The 19,882-nt window shown below is 52.8% G+C and carries 20 protein-coding genes and 1 pseudogene; 17 read left to right on the top strand and 4 right to left on the bottom strand.

All coding sequences use genetic code 11. The annotated features are described in order from the left end of the window. Positions 1-77: 77 nt before the first annotated feature. The 3 genes from cysD to cysQ all read left to right on the top strand — a co-directional run bounded on the left by cysD (position 78) and on the right by cysQ (position 3,745). Positions 78-980 (top strand): sulfate adenylyltransferase subunit CysD, encoded by a 903-nt coding sequence (gene cysD / locus M0220_RS13625; RefSeq protein WP_083006129.1) that lies wholly within the window; start codon positions 78-80, stop codon positions 978-980. Beyond that, positions 980-2,884, top strand: a complete 1,905-nt coding sequence (gene cysN / locus M0220_RS13630; protein WP_264017937.1) for a sulfate adenylyltransferase subunit CysN — start codon at positions 980-982, stop codon at positions 2,882-2,884. The genes cysD and cysN overlap by 1 nt, the downstream gene beginning before the upstream one ends. A gap of 96 nt (positions 2,885-2,980) precedes the next feature. Further along, a complete protein-coding gene (gene cysQ / locus M0220_RS13635; RefSeq protein WP_264017938.1) occupies positions 2,981-3,745 on the top strand; it encodes a 3'(2'),5'-bisphosphate nucleotidase CysQ in 765 nt (254 codons plus the stop codon). A gap of 706 nt (positions 3,746-4,451) precedes the next feature. On the opposite strand, the gene M0220_RS13640 is transcribed toward cysQ, so the two are convergent. Continuing rightward, positions 4,452-5,192 (bottom strand): ZIP family metal transporter, encoded by a 741-nt coding sequence (locus M0220_RS13640; protein WP_264017939.1) that lies wholly within the window; start codon positions 5,190-5,192, stop codon positions 4,452-4,454. Between the two features lie 317 nt (positions 5,193-5,509). On the opposite strand from M0220_RS13640, the gene M0220_RS13645 reads away from it, so the two are divergent. The 4 genes and pseudogenes from M0220_RS13645 (at position 5,510) to M0220_RS13660 (ending at position 7,470) form a co-directional block, all read left to right on the top strand. After that, the gene (locus M0220_RS13645; RefSeq protein ID WP_264017940.1) at positions 5,510-5,941 is read left to right on the top strand and encodes a stalk domain-containing protein; all 432 of its coding nucleotides are present in this window, start codon (positions 5,510-5,512) and stop codon (positions 5,939-5,941) included. Between the two features lie 87 nt (positions 5,942-6,028). Continuing rightward, positions 6,029-6,568 (top strand): annotated as a pseudogene (locus M0220_RS13650) (RNA-guided endonuclease InsQ/TnpB family protein); the annotation flags it as partial. Between the two features lie 82 nt (positions 6,569-6,650). Next, on the top strand, positions 6,651-7,202 hold the full coding sequence (locus tag M0220_RS13655; RefSeq protein WP_264017941.1) for an RNA-guided endonuclease InsQ/TnpB family protein: 552 nt from the start codon (positions 6,651-6,653) through the stop codon (positions 7,200-7,202). Positions 7,203-7,221: 19 nt separating this feature from the next. Next, on the top strand, positions 7,222-7,470 hold the full coding sequence (locus M0220_RS13660) for a hypothetical protein (protein WP_264017942.1): 249 nt from the start codon (positions 7,222-7,224) through the stop codon (positions 7,468-7,470). A 124-nt stretch (positions 7,471-7,594) separates the two neighbouring features. Here M0220_RS13660 and M0220_RS13665 read toward each other — a convergent pair whose 3' ends face one another. Beyond that, complete coding sequence (locus M0220_RS13665) at positions 7,595-8,872, bottom strand: RNA-guided endonuclease InsQ/TnpB family protein (protein WP_264017943.1); 1,278 nt, start codon at positions 8,870-8,872, stop codon at positions 7,595-7,597. Between the two features lie 69 nt (positions 8,873-8,941). Between M0220_RS13665 and tnpA the strand changes: the two genes are divergently transcribed. The 8 genes from tnpA to M0220_RS13705 all read left to right on the top strand — a co-directional run bounded on the left by tnpA (position 8,942) and on the right by M0220_RS13705 (position 14,694). Next, positions 8,942-9,340 (top strand): IS200/IS605 family transposase, encoded by a 399-nt coding sequence (gene tnpA / locus M0220_RS13670; RefSeq protein WP_030072029.1) that lies wholly within the window; start codon positions 8,942-8,944, stop codon positions 9,338-9,340. Between the two features lie 87 nt (positions 9,341-9,427). Continuing rightward, positions 9,428-9,778 (top strand): hypothetical protein, encoded by a 351-nt coding sequence (locus M0220_RS13675; protein ID WP_264017944.1) that lies wholly within the window; start codon positions 9,428-9,430, stop codon positions 9,776-9,778. Positions 9,779-9,797: 19 nt separating this feature from the next. Next, on the top strand, positions 9,798-10,181 hold the full coding sequence (locus M0220_RS13680; protein WP_264017945.1) for a hypothetical protein: 384 nt from the start codon (positions 9,798-9,800) through the stop codon (positions 10,179-10,181). Between the two features lie 555 nt (positions 10,182-10,736). Beyond that, positions 10,737-12,089 carry an NADP-specific glutamate dehydrogenase gene (gene gdhA, locus M0220_RS13685; RefSeq protein ID WP_264017946.1) on the top strand — a complete coding sequence of 451 codons (1,353 nt, stop codon included), beginning with the start codon at positions 10,737-10,739 and terminating at the stop codon, positions 12,087-12,089. Between the two features lie 146 nt (positions 12,090-12,235). Next, the gene (gene rnk, locus M0220_RS13690) at positions 12,236-12,649 is read left to right on the top strand and encodes a nucleoside diphosphate kinase regulator (RefSeq protein WP_264017947.1); all 414 of its coding nucleotides are present in this window, start codon (positions 12,236-12,238) and stop codon (positions 12,647-12,649) included. A gap of 36 nt (positions 12,650-12,685) precedes the next feature. Beyond that, the gene (locus tag M0220_RS13695; protein ID WP_232222378.1) at positions 12,686-12,919 is read left to right on the top strand and encodes a transposase; all 234 of its coding nucleotides are present in this window, start codon (positions 12,686-12,688) and stop codon (positions 12,917-12,919) included. 136 nt (positions 12,920-13,055) lie between these two features. Then, on the top strand, positions 13,056-13,349 hold the full coding sequence (locus M0220_RS13700; protein ID WP_432613049.1) for a helix-turn-helix domain-containing protein: 294 nt from the start codon (positions 13,056-13,058) through the stop codon (positions 13,347-13,349). Further along, a complete protein-coding gene (locus M0220_RS13705; RefSeq protein WP_264017948.1) occupies positions 13,339-14,694 on the top strand; it encodes a type II toxin-antitoxin system HipA family toxin in 1,356 nt (451 codons plus the stop codon). The genes M0220_RS13700 and M0220_RS13705 overlap by 11 nt, the downstream gene beginning before the upstream one ends. A 205-nt stretch (positions 14,695-14,899) precedes the next feature. Here M0220_RS13705 and M0220_RS13710 read toward each other — a convergent pair whose 3' ends face one another. Continuing rightward, positions 14,900-15,577: an IclR family transcriptional regulator gene (locus tag M0220_RS13710; protein ID WP_264017949.1), complete on the bottom strand. Its 678-nt coding sequence runs from the start codon at positions 15,575-15,577 to the stop codon at positions 14,900-14,902. A gap of 200 nt (positions 15,578-15,777) precedes the next feature. Between M0220_RS13710 and M0220_RS13715 the strand changes: the two genes are divergently transcribed. Further along, the gene (locus M0220_RS13715) at positions 15,778-18,141 is read left to right on the top strand and encodes a cytochrome P450/oxidoreductase (protein WP_264017950.1); all 2,364 of its coding nucleotides are present in this window, start codon (positions 15,778-15,780) and stop codon (positions 18,139-18,141) included. Positions 18,142-18,228: 87 nt separating this feature from the next. Continuing rightward, positions 18,229-19,290, top strand: coding sequence for a TRAP transporter substrate-binding protein (locus M0220_RS13720; protein ID WP_264017951.1), 1,062 nt, complete (start codon positions 18,229-18,231; stop codon positions 19,288-19,290). Between the two features lie 66 nt (positions 19,291-19,356). Here the strand turns inward: M0220_RS13720 and rfaH are convergent, their stop codons facing one another. After that, positions 19,357-19,878, bottom strand: a complete 522-nt coding sequence (rfaH, locus tag M0220_RS13725) for a transcription/translation regulatory transformer protein RfaH (RefSeq protein WP_030071997.1) — start codon at positions 19,876-19,878, stop codon at positions 19,357-19,359. Between the last annotated feature and the right edge of the window lie 4 nt (positions 19,879-19,882).

Below are 19,882 nucleotides of genomic sequence, written 5' to 3' on the forward strand. Positions count from 1 at the left end.
TAATTTTACAGGGTTTTTAAGGCGGTGCGGCGAGCGACCACTTGAAAACAGTTTTTAACACAACGTCGGGAAAGATGATGACTTCACTCACCCATTTACAGCGACTGGAAGCGGAAAGCATCCAGATTATGCGCGAAGTGGTCGCCGAGGCCGAAAACCCGGTAATGCTTTATTCCGTAGGTAAAGACTCTGCGGTCATGCTGCACTTGGCACGTAAGGCGTTTGCGCCTGGGCCGCCGCCGTTTCCATTGTTACACGTGGATACGCGCTGGAAATTCCGTGCGATGTATGAATTCCGCGACAAAATGGCCGAAGAGATCGGTATGGACCTGCTGGTGCATATCAATCCGGAAGGGGTTGAGAAAGACATCAACCCGTTTACGCACGGTTCGGCGATTCATACGGATGTCATGAAAACCGAAGGCTTGAAGCAGGCGCTTGATAAGTACGGCTTCGATGCTGCTTTTGGCGGTGCCCGCCGTGATGAAGAGAAGTCGCGCGCTAAAGAGCGTGTCTTCTCCTTCCGTTCTGCTCAGCACCGCTGGGACCCGAAAAATCAGCGTCCTGAACTGTGGAAGCTATACAACACGCGCAAAAACCCTAAAGAGTCGATTCGGGTGTTCCCGATTTCTAACTGGACCGAGCTGGATATTTGGCAGTATATCCACCTGCAAAATATTCCTATTGTGCCGCTTTACTACTCGGCAGAGCGTCCGGTGGTTGAGCGTGACGGCGCGTTGATTATGGTCGATGACGAGCGTATGCCGCTTGAGCCAGGTGAAGTGCCGATGATGCGTAAAGTGCGTTTCCGCACGCTTGGCTGCTACCCCTTAACGGGAGCGGTGGAGTCTGACGCCGATACGCTGCCAGCCATTATCCAAGAGATGCTGCTGACTAAGACCTCTGAGCGTCAGGGGCGTGTGATTGATCATGACAGCGCAGCGTCTATGGAGAAGAAAAAGCAAGAGGGGTATTTCTAATGTCGCACTCATCTGAACTGATTGCCGAAGATATCGAAGGTTACCTGAAGGCTCATGAGCACAAAGGTCTGCTGCGCTTTATTACTTGCGGCAGTGTCGATGACGGTAAGAGTACCCTGATTGGCCGTTTGCTGTTTGAATCAAAGCTACTGTTTGAAGATCAGTTAGCCGCTATTGAAGCCGACTCTAAAAAGTATGGCACCCAAGGCGGCGAGATGGACTTCGCGCTGTTGGTGGATGGCTTAGCCGCAGAGCGTGAACAGGGCATTACGATTGATGTGGCGTATCGTTTTTTCTCTACTGAAAAACGTAAGTTTATCGTTGCTGATACCCCTGGGCATGAGCAGTACACCCGCAACATGGTGACCGGTGCTTCCACCGCCGATGCCGCCATTTTGATGGTAGATGCCCGCCACGGGATCTTAACCCAGACTCGCCGCCATAGCTTTTTGATGTCGTTGATCGGTATGCGCCACATTGTGGTGGCTATCAACAAAATGGACTTGGTAGATTACTCCAAGGCGCGTTTTGATCAGATCGCTGAAGAGTACCGTGCGTTTGCCAAACAGCTGGGCCTGGAAAATATCACCTTCATTCCCATGTCGGCGCTGAAAGGCGACAACGTGATTGAGCCCAGCCCTCAAATGCCTTGGTACCACGGCACTACGCTAATGGGCTTTTTGGAAACCGTTGAGCTGGATGCTGAACATTTGCAGCGTTCACCTTTCCGGATGCCTGTGCAGTGGGTAAACCGTCCTAACCTGGATTTCCGTGGTTTCAGCGGTATGGTTTCCAGTGGTGTTGTTCGTCCAGGCGACCAGATCCGAGTGCAGCCTTCGGGTAAAACCAGCACCGTTGCACGTATTTACACCTTTGATGGTGACTTGGACGAAGCGGTAGCAGGTCAATCGGTCACTCTGCTGCTTGAAGATGAAATTGATATCTCCCGCGGCGATGTGATTTCCGGCGTGGAGCAGCCAGCGCAAACGGCGGACCAGTTTGAAACCACCCTGGTATGGATGCACGACGCGCCGTTATTACCAGGTCGCCCCTACTTGCTGAAGATGGGCACTCAGACGGTATCAGCGACCGTGACGGATATTAAGTATCAGGTCAACGTAAATACGCTAGAGCATACCGCGAGTAAGCAGCTGGATTTAAACGGCATCGGGATTTGCACCATCAGCCTTAGCCGCGCGGTTGCTTTTGATGCTTATAAAGACAACCATGATACCGGTGGGTTTATCCTGATCGACCGTATGACAAACAATACGGTTGGCGCCGGTATGCTGCACTTCGCGCTGCGTCGCAGCCAGAATATCCACATGCAGCACGTGGATATTGATAAGCAGGCGCGTGCGTTGGCGAAGAGCCAGAAGCCAGCAGTACTGTGGTTTACCGGTCTTTCCGGTGCCGGTAAGTCAACCATTGCTAACTTGGTGGAGAAAAAGCTGTTCACCCAGGGCCAGCATACCTACTTACTGGACGGTGATAACGTTCGCCATGGTCTCAACCGTGACTTGGGCTTCACAGACGCAGATCGTGTTGAAAACGTTCGTCGTGTGGCGGAAACCGCCAAGCTGATGGTCGATGCTGGTTTGATTGTGATGTCGGCGTTTATTTCGCCTTTCCGCAGCGAGCGCCAGTTAGCGCGTGATTTGTTGGAAGCGGGTGAGTTCATCGAGATTTACGTAGATGCTCCGCTGGATGTTGTGGAGGCTCGTGATCCAAAGGGCCTTTATAAAAAGGCGCGCCGTGGTGAGCTGAAAAACTTCACTGGCATCGACTCCTCTTATGAAGCCCCTGAAGCGCCCGATGTTCATCTAAAAACATCAGAAATGAGCGCAGAAGAAGCGGCTGATATGGTGATTGATACGCTGCGTGAGCGGGGCATGATTAGCTAAGCGCACCGAAAATTTTTTTTAATGTAATGACTTAGGCTACCAAGCGACAGGTGTTTAACCTGTTGATTGGTGGCCTTTTTACAAAGGATTGACGATATGATTGATCAAGCGCTATTAGATGCTGTTGAAAGGATTGCCCGTGAAGCGGGTGATGCCATTATGACTGTTTACGCCCGCGAATTTAGCGTGGAAGAGAAAGAAGATAAAAGCCCCCTCACGGAAGCGGATAAAGCAGCCCATGAGGTGATCATGCGTGGTTTGCAGGGGCTTGCTGTGCAGCTACCGATTCTCTCTGAAGAGGATGCCGATGGCTTTAGTGGGGTAGACAGCGATGGCCGTTATTGGTTAGTTGACCCGCTTGATGGCACCAAAGAATTTATCAAGCGTAACGGTGAGTTCACCGTGAATATTGCGCTGATTGAACAGGGTAAGCCGGTGTTAGGCGTGGTGACTGCTCCTGCGCTTGAAACCGCTTATGTGGCTGCTGAAGGTGTTGGCGCGTTTAAGGTGGAAGCAGATGGTCAGCGCTATAAAATTCATGTGGCGGGTAAGCCGGAAGCGGCTGCTTGGCGCGTGGTAGGGAGTCGTTCGCACCCAAGCCCCGACCTTGCTGCCTGGCTTGAAACGCTAGGTGAGCATGAAATGCTGCCCATGGGTAGTTCGCTTAAGCTGTGCTTGATTGCAGAAGGCAAAGCCGATGCGTATCCCCGTTTAGGTCCGACTTGCCTATGGGATACGGGTGCCGCACATGCCGTGGTGCTTCAAGCCGGTGGTCGTGTGGAAACCCTAGAAGGGCAGCCGCTTAGCTACGCCAACCCCAGCGAAAAGCTTAACCCGTACTTTGTTGTTTGGGGGCATTAAAAGCAGCACGCAGCGGTGCTGAGGTTGGGAGCGGTGCCTCTGGGCGTCGTTCCGCCGTCTCCCGCGGGTGCCGCCTGCGCTCGTTCCTCGCGATCGGCGTTACCACGCGCTACTTAATGTATTGAGTGCACAGGTATTGTAGTGCGGCGTAAGCGTCAGCGCACCCGCAAATGCAGCGCGCAGCGGTGCTGGGGTTGAAAGCGGTGGCGTTACCACGCGCTACTCCATGTATTGAATTCATCGGGGTTTTGGACGGGCGCCTCTGGGCGTCTTTCCACCGCCATTCGCGGGTGCCGCCTGCTCTCGTTCCTCGCGATCGGCGCTCCATGTATTGAATTCATCGGGGTTTTGGACGGGTGCCTCTGGGCGTCGTTCCGCCGCCTTCCGCGGGTGCCGCCTGCGCTCGTTCCTCGCGATCGGCGTTACCACGGGCTACTTCATGTATTGAATTCATCGGGGTTTTGGACGGGTGCCTCTGGGCGTCGTTCCGCCGCCTTCCGCGGGTGCCGCCTGCGCTCGTTCCTCGCGATCGGCGTTACCACGCGCTACTTAATGTATTGAGTGCACAGGTGTTGTAGTGCGGCGTAAGCGTCAGCGCACCCGCAAATGCAGCGCGCAGCGGTGCTGGGGTTGAAAGCGGTGGCGCTGGCCGCGCTATCCATCGCCACTCAGACCAAGGTATGGGGGGAGAATTTCGCGCTTGTCGTTAAATAGAAATCTGGAAAATCATCATGCTCAGGAAGGCAAAAACCACAATGACGCCGATGGTTGCGGGTTGCAGTTCTTTGTTGGCATCTGGAAGCAGTTCTGCGAACACCATCCAAATCATCGCCCCGGCAGCCAATCCTAGGCCAAAGGGAAGTATCGATTGAAACGTGTTCACGAACATATAGGCGGGTACCGCCACAAGTGGTTGTGGCAAGCTACTGAAAATACTCCAGCCTGCTGCCCTGAGTACTGACATGCCGCGAGGAACAAGGATTAGTGCAATGGCCAGCCCTTCGGGAATGTTATGGATGGCGATTGTGGCGGTAATCAGCAAGCCAAGATCCTGACCACCCCCATAAGATACGCCCACCCCGATGCCTTCGGCGAAAGAGTGGGCGGTCATAACCCCGACGATCATGAGCATTTTTTTGGCGTCGGCGTCATTTAGCTCGCCAATGTCTGGCGCATTCTGCCTCTCAATCCCTTGGTAGGCGAGATAAACCAGAATAAGTCCGGTGGCGATGCCAGCCAGAGTGAGCCACTCCTGTTTTGCCATACCTTCTTCTATAAGCGTATGGCTAGCGGCGAGCATTAGACCAGCGGCGATGGCGGCACCGGCACTCAGCCATTTCTGACCGACATTTTTGCTTAACGCTAGGGGCAGGGCACCAAGCCCCGTCGTCAAAGCGGTGATCAGCGCAGCGATAAATACGGCAAACAGGGTTACTTCTAGCGCCATATCAGTTCCTGTTAAAGAGGCAAGTTGATGGCCTTTGAGGGCATTAGGGCTGAAAATGAGTGCTCGGTCCAATAGCAACAATCACGTTCCAAGCTAGCTCTCGTTGTTTTTACGCTGAAAATAGCTTTTTTCCAATGCTTGGCACGTTTCCACAACGCTCTGGCAGCAATTCAAAAGTTCCTGGCATTCATTCCTGTTATTTCTATGGTTACGACAACTTGATTCGTAGTGGTCTCCAGCGCAACGGTTGCTCGACGATCGCTATCTTATCGGTACTGAACCTTTACCTAACAATGGAATCATTGCCAGGAGTAATCATGGATAACAAAAAAACGTTACTCGCACTGTCACTTGCGTCATCTCTATTGCTGCTAAGTCCAGCGGCGATGGCGCATGGTGGTTCACCGGATTATTTGCCCATCGACCAAGTGCTTCGCTCTTCGGGAGCAACCTATGAACTCAATGATGACAGCAATGAGCTGTTGATCACTTATGGTGAGACCGAAATTCGAGTGCCCTTGGGGGAGACGCAGGCGTTCTACAATGGGGAGCCCGTTGAACTCTCTGCTCCGGCCAGGCTGCATGATGGGGAAGTTCAGGTAGAACGTAGCTTCGTGCACGATCTTTTTAGGGATCATGTACCACAGACCATGATGACGGAAAGTCGACGTCATCCTCTCGATTCACTGACGGCTGAGGAAATTAGCAAAACTCCGCGTAAACCCTCGCCCAGTCGGGCGGGGATATAAGCGGGCAGCGCGATAGCGCTGCAGGGTTTGATCTTTGCCCTTCGCCACTTATAATGGATAGATATACAGCTTTAATAGCCCCATGCCATGCTGAAAGCCACGAAAGTACGTCTCTACCCGACCCCTGAACAGGCAGCGTTCTTGAACGCCCAGTTCGGCGCGGTGCGGTTTGTGTACAACAAGGCATTGCATATCATCAGCACACAGTACAAACGGCATGGCACCAAGCTCCGCGCCAAAAAAGATCTCAAGCCGCTGCTAGCGGTGGCGAAGAAGTCCCGCAAGTATCACTGGCTCAAGGATTTTGACTCGATTGCGCTGCAGCAAGCGTGCATTAACCTGGATCGGGCCTTCCAGAACTTCTTTAACCCCCAGTTAAAAGCCCGTTACCCCAGGTTCAAGCGTAAGCACGGCAAACAATCGAGCTATCACTGCACCGGCATCAAGCTCGGTGAAGGCGAGATCAAGATACCAAAACTCACGTCTATCAAGGCGCGCCTTCACCGTGAGATCACCGGTACGCTGAAAAGCATCACCTTAACCCGCACCACCACCGGCAAATACTACGCCTCGGTGCTGGTCGATGACGGAGAGGAAGCCCCGGCACCGCTGCAAACAGTGGACGCCGTGCTGGGTGTGGACATGGGGCTGATACACCTCGCCATCGACTCGGAGGGTCATAAAACCCCCAATCCCCGCTTTCTCAAGCGTGCGCGCACCAACCTGCGCGCGCAAGCAGAAAGCGCTCTCCCGCTGCCAGAAAGGCAGCAAGGGCCGTGCGAAAGCACGGCTAACCCTTGCCAAGGCGCACGAGCGCCTGGCCAATGCCCGTGCTGATTTCCAGCACAAGCTGTCTCGACAATTCATTGACGACAACCAAGCGGTGGTGGTTGAGACGCTGAAAGTCAAAAACATGCTGAAAAACCGCAAGCTGGCAAAACATATTGCAGATGCCAGTTGGCACAGCCTGATCCAAAAGCTGGTGTACAAGGCAGCAGCCCAAGGCAAGCATCTGGTCAAAATCGATCAGTGGTTTGCCAGCTCCAAAACCTGCGCTGGCTGCGGCCACAAGGTCGATAAAATGCCGCTCAGCATTCGTGCCTGGGATTGCCCCGGTTGTGGTGCGCAAGGCATTGACCGTGACATCAACGCCGCGATCAACATTCGTCATCAGGGTATTATCAAACTACGAGCCGAAGGACTGTCGGTTCCTGCCCACGGAGGCCTGCGTAAGCCCGGTCACGCGCCGGCAGCGGCCTGAGAAGTGGGAAGCCTCGCCCGTGGCGCACCAGCGCTTAGGGCGGGGAGCAGTCACTCAGGCTGCCGATGCCGTCAAGTCATCGTCTCATTATCAAGACAACATGCGGTTTACCGAAATACGGCTAGCAGACCAGGATAAGAGCAGTGTCTGGGACTGGTCCTTTGGTGGTGAGCATGATTTTAATCGGCATGTTGAATTCACCGTCTTGGACGGTCGTAGGGTAATTGAAGGCACTCTAGATTTGGCGTCTGGCGAGATACTTCGTTGACATCCTCCCCTCCCTTCGCGCTGCCGCGACTCAGGAAGAGGATTCCCTTTCGGGTGGCCACTGGTCGCCCGGTGGTCTGGTTCCTGCTGCTGGCGGCCCTACTGCACCACTCACTTCACAGGCGCTACGGGCGTCGTCCCGCCCTGATCAGGTCTGACTGGTTCGAGGCTTCGAGCAGGTCGAGGCCTCGGTGAAGCACGTTGATAGCTCCTACGACATCAGCGTTTTCGGCGTAGCCACAGTGCGTGCAAAGAAAACTCGCCTGCGTCTTGCGGTTGTCTGCCGACTTGTAAAAGCAGGCTGGGCAGGTCTGGCTCGTGTGGTGCGGTGGTACCGCCACAAACAGGCCCCCAGTCCATGCCATCTTGTACGCAAGCTGGCGCCGAATCTCGTACCAACCTTGGTCGAGGATCGAGCGGTTCAGTCCTGACTTTTGCCGGACATTACGTCCCGGTTGGGTAACCGTACCCCTTGCAGACTTCGACATGTTGGCGACTCGGAGGTCTTCGACAGCGACCATGGCGTGGTTATTGCAGATCGTCGTCGTTGCCTTGTGTTGATAGTCGCGCCGTATATCGGCAATACGCTGGTGAATACGCGCAATCTTGCGCTTCTGTTTTTTCCAGTTAGCGGAGCCGCGTTCCTTGTGCTTCAGTTTGCGTTGGGAAGCCGCCAGTTGGTCCTTTGAGGCAGCGAAGCTACGCACCCCGGAGAACGTAGTGCCATCGCTCAGCGTCATGTTCTTGGCAATCCCCATGTCGACGCCGACTGCGCCTTGGTCAGGTACACGGGTCGGCTTGACATCGACTGCACACATAATAGCGACGTGCCAGTTGCCACACGCATCGAGTGAGACGGTGGCGTTGCGAGGCTCACCGTCGATGACGCGGGACTGGTACATACGCACCCAGCCCAGCTTGTTGGGCAGCTTGATGCGGCGTTGATCGAGGGCGCAATACTTGGGGAAGTTGACGAAGCGCATGGTCGAGTGATGCGCGATGCGCTTGGTCCTGAAAACTGGGAACCCTCGCTTCCCTGAGCACCAATCCTTGATGGCCTTGTCTCGCAGGTCGCGTTGACGCTGCTGAAGGTTGTCCGTGTAAGCCTCTTTCAGAAAGATCAGTTCTGGCGCTTTTTTCCACTGTGTCAGTTGTTTGTTCAGGCCCGCTGCGCTCGGTAAACGCTTAGCCAGAGCGATGCGCTCCTTAGGGGCTAGATCATTGAGGGCCTTGTACAACGACTTGCGGTCACCCTCGAACGCGAGTTCTTTTCGGACGATGTCGAGCATTATTTCAAGGGACTTGTTGTACGCCAACCGTCCACACCCCGCCATACGGTAGAGCAGCGCTTCTGCTTCCGGTGTTGGCTTCAGCTTGAATCGGTAGGCTTTCAGGACCTTCATGGCAAACTCAGTGTGTGGTAACTTATAGTCAATCATAATCGGCTAATTGAGCATAGTTCAACATTCAGTATGTACAAAATCAATAAGGCGCGACACAGTGCTTACCTGCTTCACGCTCACATCGTGTTCGTAACCAAGTACCGTCGGAAGATTCTCGGTGAGCTTCACCATGAGGCCTTTCAGCAGATTGCTGGCGAAGTTTGCGCTGACTTCGAGGCCGAGCTTCGTGAGTGCCATGGTGAAAGTGATCACGTGCATCTGCTGGTCGAGTACCCCCCCAAGGTACAACTCACGAAGCTGGTCAATTCCTTGAAGGCGGTCACGTCACGGCGGATGCGAGCGGAGTTCAGCGACCTGCGGGGTGCCTACACCAAACCAGTGCTTTGGAGCCGGTCGTACTTCGTGGGATCGTGCGGCGGAGCGCCACTGGAAGTCGTTGCCCAGTACATCCAAAATCAGCGGGGCTGACGCCCCGCACCGCATTCACCCCACACCTTGGTCGGTGTGGGCACCCTGCGGATTAAGGGGTGGGAACATATAGAAGGCGCACATGGCATGATTACCTACGATGACTTTATTGCTGTTCAGGAAATTATTGCCGAAAGTGAAGCCTACAAAGAAGCGTTGAGAAGGCACGGCATCGAGGATACTGACAAAGTGGCGGGTACCCCGCTTACGGTGGGTTACTTTGATGGCGAAGATGGTCTGGAACAAGAGTCTAGACTGTTAAAGGTGGTGTCCTACCTTGATGTTGGCGATGGCAATTATTGGGCGCACCCAATTGAAAACCTTGTCGCGGTCGTTGATCTGGAAAATAACAATATATTGAAGATCGAAGACGAAGGCGTCGTTCCCATGCCGATGACACCACGGTCCATGCGCGAGGCTTTATCTCGCCACGGATAAAGACCGGGAGCATCGGCTGATGGCCAGCATTCGTCAGGCCGCCAAAAAGCACACACGCCACGGCAGCCGGTTACCCCCGGGCTTCTGTCGCCGCGACCACCAACGGCTAACCCATCTGGCAGACAATCAAGTCCACCAGATCAGTCGGCAGTTGGTGAATTTAGCGCTTGATCATCATTGCCAGGCGATTGCGGTCGAAAACCTGAAGGGGGGGCGACCTAAAGCGGGAAAAAAGCGGACACCGATGAAGGCACGGTTTCATCGCCAGCTCGTAACACGCATCGGTAGCAAGGCCGTCGAAGTGGGGCTGCGTTGTGTGGCAGTTTATGCCCGTGGCACGTCCCGCTACGCCTTCGACGGATCAGGGCCAGTAAAACGTGATAAAGACAACTACAGCCAGTAGCCAGTGCACGTTTAGCTCCGGCAAACGCTATCACGCCGATCTGAACGCGGCCTATAACATCGCCGCTCGCGGCCATGTGTTTTTTCAGGGCGGTCAGCGCAAGCCGACCGCCCGCATGAGCTCGCAGACGCCGGCTCATGCACCGAGAACCCCGGTGACGCTCTCCTCGCTCTGGCAACAGGGCGTGTGAGAGGAATAAGAATCTGCGATTCTATTCTTCGAATGAATCGTCGGAGGGTTCAACGACTACTTGTCCATAACAGCTCGACACACAATGAATAATGAGTCGACAGAAGCTGCATCCCAGTGCCAAAGCATCTAAGGGAAGTTTCAAGTGACTCATTGTTGGTAGGCTTTTCGTTTATATATCGTTTATTAGTGCTTGTTAATTGCACCATAAAAGGGCAATTTGGTTTCCACTTTAGTCTACTTTTCTTGTTTTTTTTGCTCATACCGAACCGGCATAGGGTATGCAGGTTAGCGCACTCGCAGTTAAATACGTCAACGCTCTGGCCAGCAAATCGACGTTTTTTAACTATAAATGGGTGTCTGTCTATGCCTTATGTTCACGATACGCTGACGCGTTTAGCAAAAAGTAGTCCTGCACAAACTGAGTTTTATCAAGCAACAGAAGAAGTGCTTGAGTGCCTGCGTCCGCTGTTCGAGCGTGCTCCGCACTACCATGATCACAGCATCATTGAGCGTATTGTTGAGCCGGAGCGTCAGATAATGTTCCGAGTGAGCTGGGTCGATGACGCCGGTCGTGTGCAGGTGAATAAAGGTTACCGTGTTCAGTTTAATTCGGCGCTTGGCCCGTACAAAGGAGGTTTACGTTTTCACCCGAGCGTGACCTCAGGCACGATTAAGTTTTTAGGGTTTGAGCAAATATTCAAAAACGCCCTGACTGGTTTGCCGATTGGTGGTGGTAAAGGTGGCTCTGATTTCGACCCTAAAGGTAAATCAGATAACGAAATCATGCGTTTTTGTCAGTCGTTTATGTCAGAGCTTTACCGCCATATTGGGCCGCATACGGATGTGCCTGCTGGTGATATTGGGGTGGGTGCGCGTGAAATTGGCTATCTGTTTGGTCAATATAAGCGTTTAACTGGGCGTTACGAAGGCGTACTAACAGGTAAAGGGTTGAACTGGGGCGGTTCTCTTGGTCGTAAAGAAGCGACTGGTTATGGTGCAGTTTATTTTGCCGAGAACATGCTGTCGGCAAAAGATGAATCGTTACAGGGTAAAACGTGCTTGGTATCAGGTGCGGGTAACGTGGCTATCTACACCATTGAGAAACTGTATGAGCTGGGAGCTAAGCCGGTTACCTGTAGTGATTCAAAGGGCACTATTCATGACCCTAACGGTATCGATTTAGGGCTGTTAAAACAATTGAAGGAAGTTCAGCGCATCTCGCTAGAAAGTTATTTGCACGAGCATCCTGACGCGCACTACATTTCAGCGCGAGACTACCCGCAGGATGGCCATGCGGTGTGGCGCATTGAAGGCGATTCAGCGTTCCCTTGTGCCACCCAAAATGAACTCACTGAAGCGGATGCGAAGGCGTTATTGGCCAACGGCGTTACCTGTGTGAGTGAGGGCGCCAATATGCCTTCTACAAAAGAGGCGGTGGACCGCTTTTTGGAAGCAAAAATTGCTTATGGACCTGGCAAGGCGGCCAACGCGGGTGGCGTGGCGACCAGTCAGCTTGAAATGGCGCAAAATAGCAGCATGGAGCAGTGGCCGCTGGAGAAGGTGGACCAAAAGCTTAAGCAGATTATGGCGGATATTTATCGTCAGTGTGCCGACACGGCCAGTGAGTTTGGCGAGCCGGATAATCTTGTATTGGGTGCTAACATTGCCGGCTTCCGTCGGGTGGCCGATGCGATGATTGAGCAGGGTGTTATATAGTCGCTTTTATTAGGCAAACCACATACACTGTTATGACACAGTCCTTTCCCTTTGGGGAAGGGCTGTTTTCGTTGGTGCGCTATAAGGGGGAGATCTTAAGCGCATCCATTGGTATCACCGCTATTTGCTTTCCAAGGAGAGTAGACATGGGGCAGCGTCCTCCTATTATTATTAATCGCCTTGATGCCGACCGGCTTCAGCGCTTGATTGATACGGCATCTGAAAAAGACATGATGGTTGCGGAGCTGCTTGAAGAAGAACTAGCTCGCGGAGAGGTGCTTGATCCTCAAGATATTCCTGAAAATGTGGTGAGCATGAATAGTCAGGTGCGCTTTACGGATTTAACCCGTGAGCGTCAGATGATTCGTACCTTGGTTTATCCTCATGCCCTTGAAAGCGTTGAAGATGGTATCTCAGTGATGGCACCTATTGGTGCGGCGTTAATTGGCTTACGAGTCGGCGATGTGATCGAGTGGCCGCTACCCAACAACACTGAGGTACGCCTGCGCATTGATGCGATTTTCTGGCAGCCCGAGCGTGAAAAGCAGTTTCATCGGTAAGTAGGCGGTGTTGACCTGGGGCTGACCCACCGCGTCATCACCAGTGACGGCGACAAAGTTCCTACCCCGCGCTTTCTGCGGCGCACTGAGCAAAAGCTGGCACGGGCACAGCGCTGTTTATCGCGCAAACAGAAAAACTCGAACAACCGCACCAAGGCGCGGCACCGGGTGGCGAAGGCCATTAGCGACGTGGGCTGGCATCAGCTCACCCAACAACTGACTTACAAGGCCGAGCGGTACGGGCGTGACTTTGTTCAGATCGGCAAGTAGTTTCCCAGCTCGAAGCACTGTTTTCACTGTGGTCATCGAGTAATTTTCTATATCACTGTCTCTATTGGATATAATAGTAGCCATTATGCGGTTTTAATCCATATAATGGACATTATTGTATCCATTCTGGTTTCTGATGATGAATCTTACATTACTAGATGATACCGATGTGAGCCAAGCGTATGCCACTTACTTACGTGAGTTACGCCAACAAGCAAAGTTATCACGAGCTGCACTGGCAGAGCGCAGCTGTGTACCAGCAGCGACCATTAAGAAGTTTGAGCTGACTGGGCAAATTTCATTTCGCCAACTGCTGTTGCTTTGGCAGACACTCGACTCGTTGGATCGGCTTTATCAGCTCACTCAACCAAGCAAGAATCAAGCTACTGTCCCAAGTAGCATTGATGAGGTGCTAAAAGATGCCTTTTAAACCTATCCAAAAACTCAACGTAGCTCGAACCTTAAGCTCAGGTGAGCAGGTGGCAGTCGGTGTGTTGGCTCAGAATCGGCAAGGCGTTTTTTTTCAGTATGTTGACAGCTATGTGAAGCAGTTTGGAAATTTGTCGCCTTTTACTTTGCAAACCAATACGCAAGTGCAAGCCGCCCCGAAACAGCCTCATCAAGGTGTGCATGGTGTATTTGGTGATTGCTTACCTGATGGCTGGGGAATGCTGTTGCAAGATCGTATTTTCCGTCAAAAGGGCATTCTCCCTAATCAATTAACGGCGATGGATAGACTGGCCTTTGTTGGTGATAAAGGTATGGGGGCGCTCTCTTTCTTGCCGGCATCTGAGTTCTCAACTGAGCTCCAATCTGACATTGATTTAGCGACGTTGGGTTTAGAAGCGCAAACGCTCTTCGATGTTTCAATGTCTGACCATATTGATAGCAACCACGATGATTTCGATGGGTACGCTCAGCAAGTGTTGGCCGCATTAGTGGCCGGTGGCAGTTCAGGAGGTGCAAGGCCTAAGGCGCAGATTTATATGCCTTCTGGCGAAATTAAACGTTGTCGAACATTCGCACAACGCGGTGATGAAGCTTGGCTGATTAAGTTTACTTCAAAGCATTTAGCGCTAGGGCATGAAGAAGGTCTGTGTGAGGCTGTCTATTTGCAAATGGCCGAGCAAGCCAAGTGTCAACCGCCGATTTGGCAACTTATTGAAGCGCCTCGCATTAGCGGTGCACCTGCGTGGTTAGCGCTTAAACGTTTTGACTATATGGCTGAGCGCTCTGCTTTAAGAGACGAACCTCATGCAGGCCGCCTTCATATGCACAGTGCCTGTGGTTTGCTGGATGCGGACTTTCGAACCCCAAGTTTAGATTATATTGACTTGATCAAAGCCAGCCGACAGTTGTGTAAATCCCCAGCCGCAGGGCAACTGCAATTTCGACGCGCCATATTTAATCTGCTGTCGTCTAACCAAGACGATCACAGTAAAAACTGGGCTTTTTTGCAGTCGGACGACGGTCAATGGCAGCCAGCCCCCTTTTACGATGTCACCTATAGCCCCCATCCATTTAACGAACACGCCACCGCTTTTGGTGGTTATGGCAAAGCTCCGCCGATTAAGGTCATGCAAAAGCTTGCCGCAAGTGCCGGCTATGGGAGTTGGAATGAAGCGCGGCAAGTCGTTGAAGAAGTATCTCAAGCAATCAGCCAATTTGCTCATCTCGCACAGCAGCAGGGGATCAGTAAAACGACAGTGTCATCTATCACTAAAACACTGGATCAGCGTAAACAGGAAAATGCAGCCCTTTTTCTACAACATTGATATCCTTTCCCGACTTTAGGCAGGGGAGGACGTCAAGAAGCTGCTACAACGGAGTTTTCGGAAGATGAGCGCTCGCCGTTGCTTCTTGCAAGGCCTGCCACAAAATAGTATCGATCCCTCCTAGCTATTCCCAGTTTACTATCAGCGCGAATAAGAGGGCTGATTAACTGCGTCACTATTGTTTTTATCACTATTGTCTTTATCACTATTGCCCAATCAGTTCCGCTAGCCGTATCGCGGAGGTCTTTACTTCATCAATCGCCCGCTCGCTATCTAGATCATCCATTGCGACGACTCCGACACAAGCTTCCATGCCAATGCTTGAACGGGTAGTGGGGATGTGGCTGGCGACGCCAACCGCGCCGCGCTGAAGTTGCCCCCGTGTAAGGCTATAGCCATCAAGGCGGGCTTGCCTTACCTCTGGGCTGTCCTCTTCCTTCGGCGCTCGTCCTGCCAAAATCGCGATACCAGCCGCCCCTTGTGTTAACGGGTGGCGGCTGCCCACACGATATCCCACCCGTAGCATTCCTTCTTCAGGCTCAGCCACCAGCGTCACCATGCACTCTTCCCCTTGGGCTAGAGAAATAAACGCAGTTGCGCGTGTTGCTTTGGCCAGGGTTTTTAACAATGGCAAGGCGACCGCATGGAGCTGGGGTTCAAAACGGGAAGCTAGCAAAGTAATGCCCGCGCCTAACCTAAGGGTGCCTCCCTGGGTGCGGGCAAGTAGTGCGTGTGATTCGAGTGTGGCGACGATGCGATAGGCGATCGCCCTATGTACGTCAAGCTCCTCAGCAAGCTTAGCGATGCTGATGCCCTCGTTATGCTCGGAAACTATTTTTAAGGCGAGCAGGCCGCGATCAAGCGTTTGAAGCGTGGACGACATCAGTAGGGAACCTCAGACAGACGTTTGCGGGTGGATAATGAACGACCGACAAGTATGGCGCAGTACCTTGGGGCTGCAAACACGTATTGACGATGCGTCACTCTTCCTCTATTTTTTGTTTCTATAATAGATAACAATTGTGCGTTAATAGAGACAAAAATAAAACAAACGTCTTGTTGAGCGTTCCCCTTGGAGACATCATGACCACACCTGCACGCCAGCCCGATAAAATGTCAGAAGGCTGTCCTTTTCATCAGCCAGCTGATGCAACTAGCCAAGCAACGATGACATCACCGACGGGATGCCCCGTTTCGCGGGATGCTGCTGCCTTTGATCCTTTCGGTGCGTCTTACCAGCTTGACCCCGCTGAGGCGTTGCGCTGGTCTCGCGAGCAGGAGCCGGTGTTCTTTAGTCCTAAGCTTGGCTATTGGGTTGTGAGCCGCTATGACGAGGTAAAAGCTGTTTTTCGTGACAATCTCACCTTTTCACCGGCGATTGCCCTGGAGAAACTGACGCCAGCGCCGCCAGAAGCGGTGAAAATTCTCGAAAGCTATGGCTTTGCAATGCGTCGCACCATGGTCAACGAGGATGAGCCAGACCATATGGAGCGCCGCCGCCTGCTGATGGATGCTTTCCTGCCTGAGAACCTCGAGAAGCATGAGGCATGGGTGCGCGAGTTAGTGCGTAGCTATATGGATCATTTCATCGATAAAGGCCGCGCGGATCTGGTAGAAGAGATGTTTCGGGAAATCCCCATGACCGTGGCGCTGCGCTTTCTGGGGGTGCCCAGCGAAGATGCCAAAGAGCTTCGCAAATTCTCGGTCGCCCACACGCTTAATACTTGGGGCCGCCCCTCGCCAGAACAGCAGCTGAAGATTGCTGAAGACGTGGGTCAATTCTGGCAAACGGCGCAGGCTATTCTAGATCGCATGCGAGACGAGCCAACCGGTGAGGGGTGGATGTACGATTCAATCCGTATGCACCACCAGCACCCCGACGTTGTGCCTGAGAGTTACCTGCGCTCAATGATGATGGCGATTTTGGTGGCTGCCCATGAGACGACCGCTTTCGCCACCACGAACGCTTTCCGCATACTGCTATCGAACCGTGCTTCTTGGAACGATATTTGTGAGAACCCCACGCTAATCCCCAGCGCGATTGAGGAGTGTCTTCGTGCTGCTGGCTCTGTGGTGGCTTGGCGCCGTATCGCTACTGAGGATGCTGACGTAGGGGGTGTGTCGATCCCTAAAGGTGGCAAACTGTTGTTAGTACAAGCGTCGGCTAACCGTGATCCACGCCATTTTGAAAACCCTGATGAGTTCGATATTTACCGCCATAACTCAGCGGAGCACTTCACCTTTGGTTACGGTGCGCATCAATGTATGGGTAAGAATATTGCCCGCATGGAAATGCGTATTATCCTTGATGAATTTGTCCGCCGTTTACCCCATATACACCTCGTTGAAGACCAAGCGTTCGAGTATCTGCCCAATACTTCTTTCCGTGGCCCAACCTCGCTTTGGGTGGAGTGGGACCCTGAGCAGAACCCTGAACGTCGTAACCGTGGGGTGCTTGAGAGCCCAACGCATTTCCATATTGGTGCGCCTATTAAAGAGGATATTGTGCGTCGGGTTGTAGTCGCAGAGGTAGCGCGTGAAGCCGAGGAAGTCGTTCGGGTTGATCTTATCGACCCCTATGGCCGTGAGCTGCCGGACTGGTCACCTGGCTCGCATATCGAGCTGGTCTCAGGCGAGTGGCGGCGCTATTACTCTTTGTGTGGCAAGCGTAATGACCGGCATCGTTTATCTATTGCTATCCTACGTGAGCCTTCGGGGCGTGGTGGTTCATTACATTTTCACGAGACGATCAAACCAGGTGACGTACTGCATATTGCTGGTCCAAAGAACCACTTTCACCTGGATGAGACGGCAGAACGCTATACCTTGATAGCAGGCGGTATTGGTATTACACCGATTCTTACTATGGCCGATCAGCTTAAGGCATTAGGTAAGCCCTACACACTTCACTATTGCGGTGCTGGGCGGCGAACCATGGCCTTTTTGGAGCGCGTCGAGCGTGACCACAGCGAAGCGCTCACGGTTCATGCGAGTGATGAGGGCTGTCGGCTCGATATCTCAACCACACTTAGCCGCGTGGCTGAGGGTGAGCAAGTCTACTGCTGTGGCCCTGAACGAATGTTAGAGGCGCTTGAGGTATTGGCACAGAACTGGCCGGAAGGAACCTTACATGTTGAGCATTTTTCGGCTCGTTCTAACATCCTTGATCCTGATAAAGAGCATGCCTTCGAGGCCGTGCTTACCGACTCTAACGTGACTCTTCAGGTCGGTAATGATCAGACCTTGCTGGAAGCACTGACGGCGTTTGGCGTGGATGTGCCCAGCGACTGCTGCGAAGGTTTGTGCGGTACGTGTGAAGTCGCCGTTGCCGAAGGGGAAATTGATCACCGAGACTTGGTGCTCAGCCGTGCTGAGCGGTCTGCCGGTGATCGTATGATGGCCTGCTGTTCGAGAGCTAAGGGTGATCGTCTTGTACTCGCTCTCTAATAGCTAACAATTAATAAGCAACAACTAACAACATTAAAACGCAACACCTTGCATGCCACTTCTGAAATGAACGAGAGGATATTAATAATGAAAAAACTCGCCACACTGACAACGCTTTCTGCCTTGATGGCTTTGGGCACTTTACAACATGCCACCGCCTCAACTGAACTGCAGGTTAGTACTTGGGCAGGCCCTAATCACGGCGTTAACACGATTGTTTGGCCGACATGGGGAAGTTGGGTAGAGGAAGCGACCGAAGGGCGCGTCACTGTTAACGTGGTTCACGATATGGGCCCGCCCGGCTCTCAAATGGAATTAATCGCAGATGGCGTTGCCGACGTTACCTGGCTTTTTCATGGGTTAATGCCAGGCCGTTTCGAGCTGACCAAGCTACCCGAACTCCCTACGTTTGAGGACTTCTCGTCCGAGTCTGCCTCGGTGGCTTATTGGCGCACCCATAATGAGTTCCTAGCCGAGGCGAATGAGCACCGGGGGGTTGAGGTGATTGGGGTTGGGGTGCACGGCCCTGGTGCCCTTTATCTTACCGAAGAGATTGATAGTCTTGACGACCTAGACGGTAAGCGCGTGCGTATCGGTGGCGGCATTATGGCGGACATTTCGAACGCACTTGAGCTTACCGGCGTAGCACTCCCGCCAGCCAGCACCTATGAGGCTGCTACACAAGGTGTTATTGACGGCGCAATGCTGACCCTTGAAGGGCTCAAAAGTTTTCGTCTAGCGGAAGTGCTGCCCTACACCGTTCAGATGCCGGGTGGTTTTTATCGGGGAAGTTTCTCAATGGTCATCAACCCTGATACATGGGCCTCGCTTTCTGAAGAGGATCGTGCAGCCATTGAGGAGGTATCAGGAGAGCAACTTTCTCGTCTGTTTGGCTACATGATGGACGTGGTGGATGAGCGTGGCATTGAGTTTGCGAAAGAGCAGGGCAACACGTTTGTGGAGCTGCCTGCCGAAGAGCTTGAGCGCTTCCAGCAAATAGCCGCAGATCTTCCTGGTCAGTGGGAGGCCGAGGCTGAGAAACGCGGCGTGGATGGTGACGCCGCACGCGGCTTCTTCCTTGAGCAGCTCGACGCTGTAGATAGTGAAGAAGGATTGAGCGCTGAGGCGGTAGTTGACCAAAGTATGTAAGGTAGAACAAAAGTATGTAAGGTAGAGCAAAAGGTAGAAAAAGAGGCCGTCACGACGGCCTCTTTTTTAATTTTTTCGTAAGTTGTCGATAGAAAGCTCAACATCTTGAGGGCGCTGCAGCACGTTAAGTAGAACGATAGCCCGCTCTTCGCCCTTACAGCGTTTAAAGACGGCTTCTAAATCTTTGAAAGGGCCGTCAGTAATCGTTACTTTTTCCCCGACACTGAAAATACTGTGGCTACCTTCCTGATGATGCGGTTGATCACGTAGTGTTTCGATTAACGCATCTGGCACCGCAATAGGCGTATTACCAAAGGTGAGTAGGCGCAGTACGCCACGGGTCGAACGAATCGGCCGCCAGTTGCTGACTATTTGATCCAAGCGAATAAAGAGGTAATAAGGAAACAGGGGCTCAGTCACCAAGGTATATTTGCCCTGGCGCTTGCGTTTAACACTTAGCACGGGGTGAAACACCTCGTACCCTTGGTTAGCAAGGTGCTCGGCGGCGCGAAACGACTCGCCGCCTTTGCACTGAATGACATACCAGCTGGGATTAATCCACGCTTCTTGGGTTTCTAATTCCTCCATTATT

Source organism: Halomonas qinghailakensis (assembly GCF_025820815.1).
In the GTDB taxonomy this organism is placed as follows: Bacteria; Pseudomonadota; Gammaproteobacteria; order Pseudomonadales; family Halomonadaceae; genus Vreelandella; species Vreelandella qaidamensis.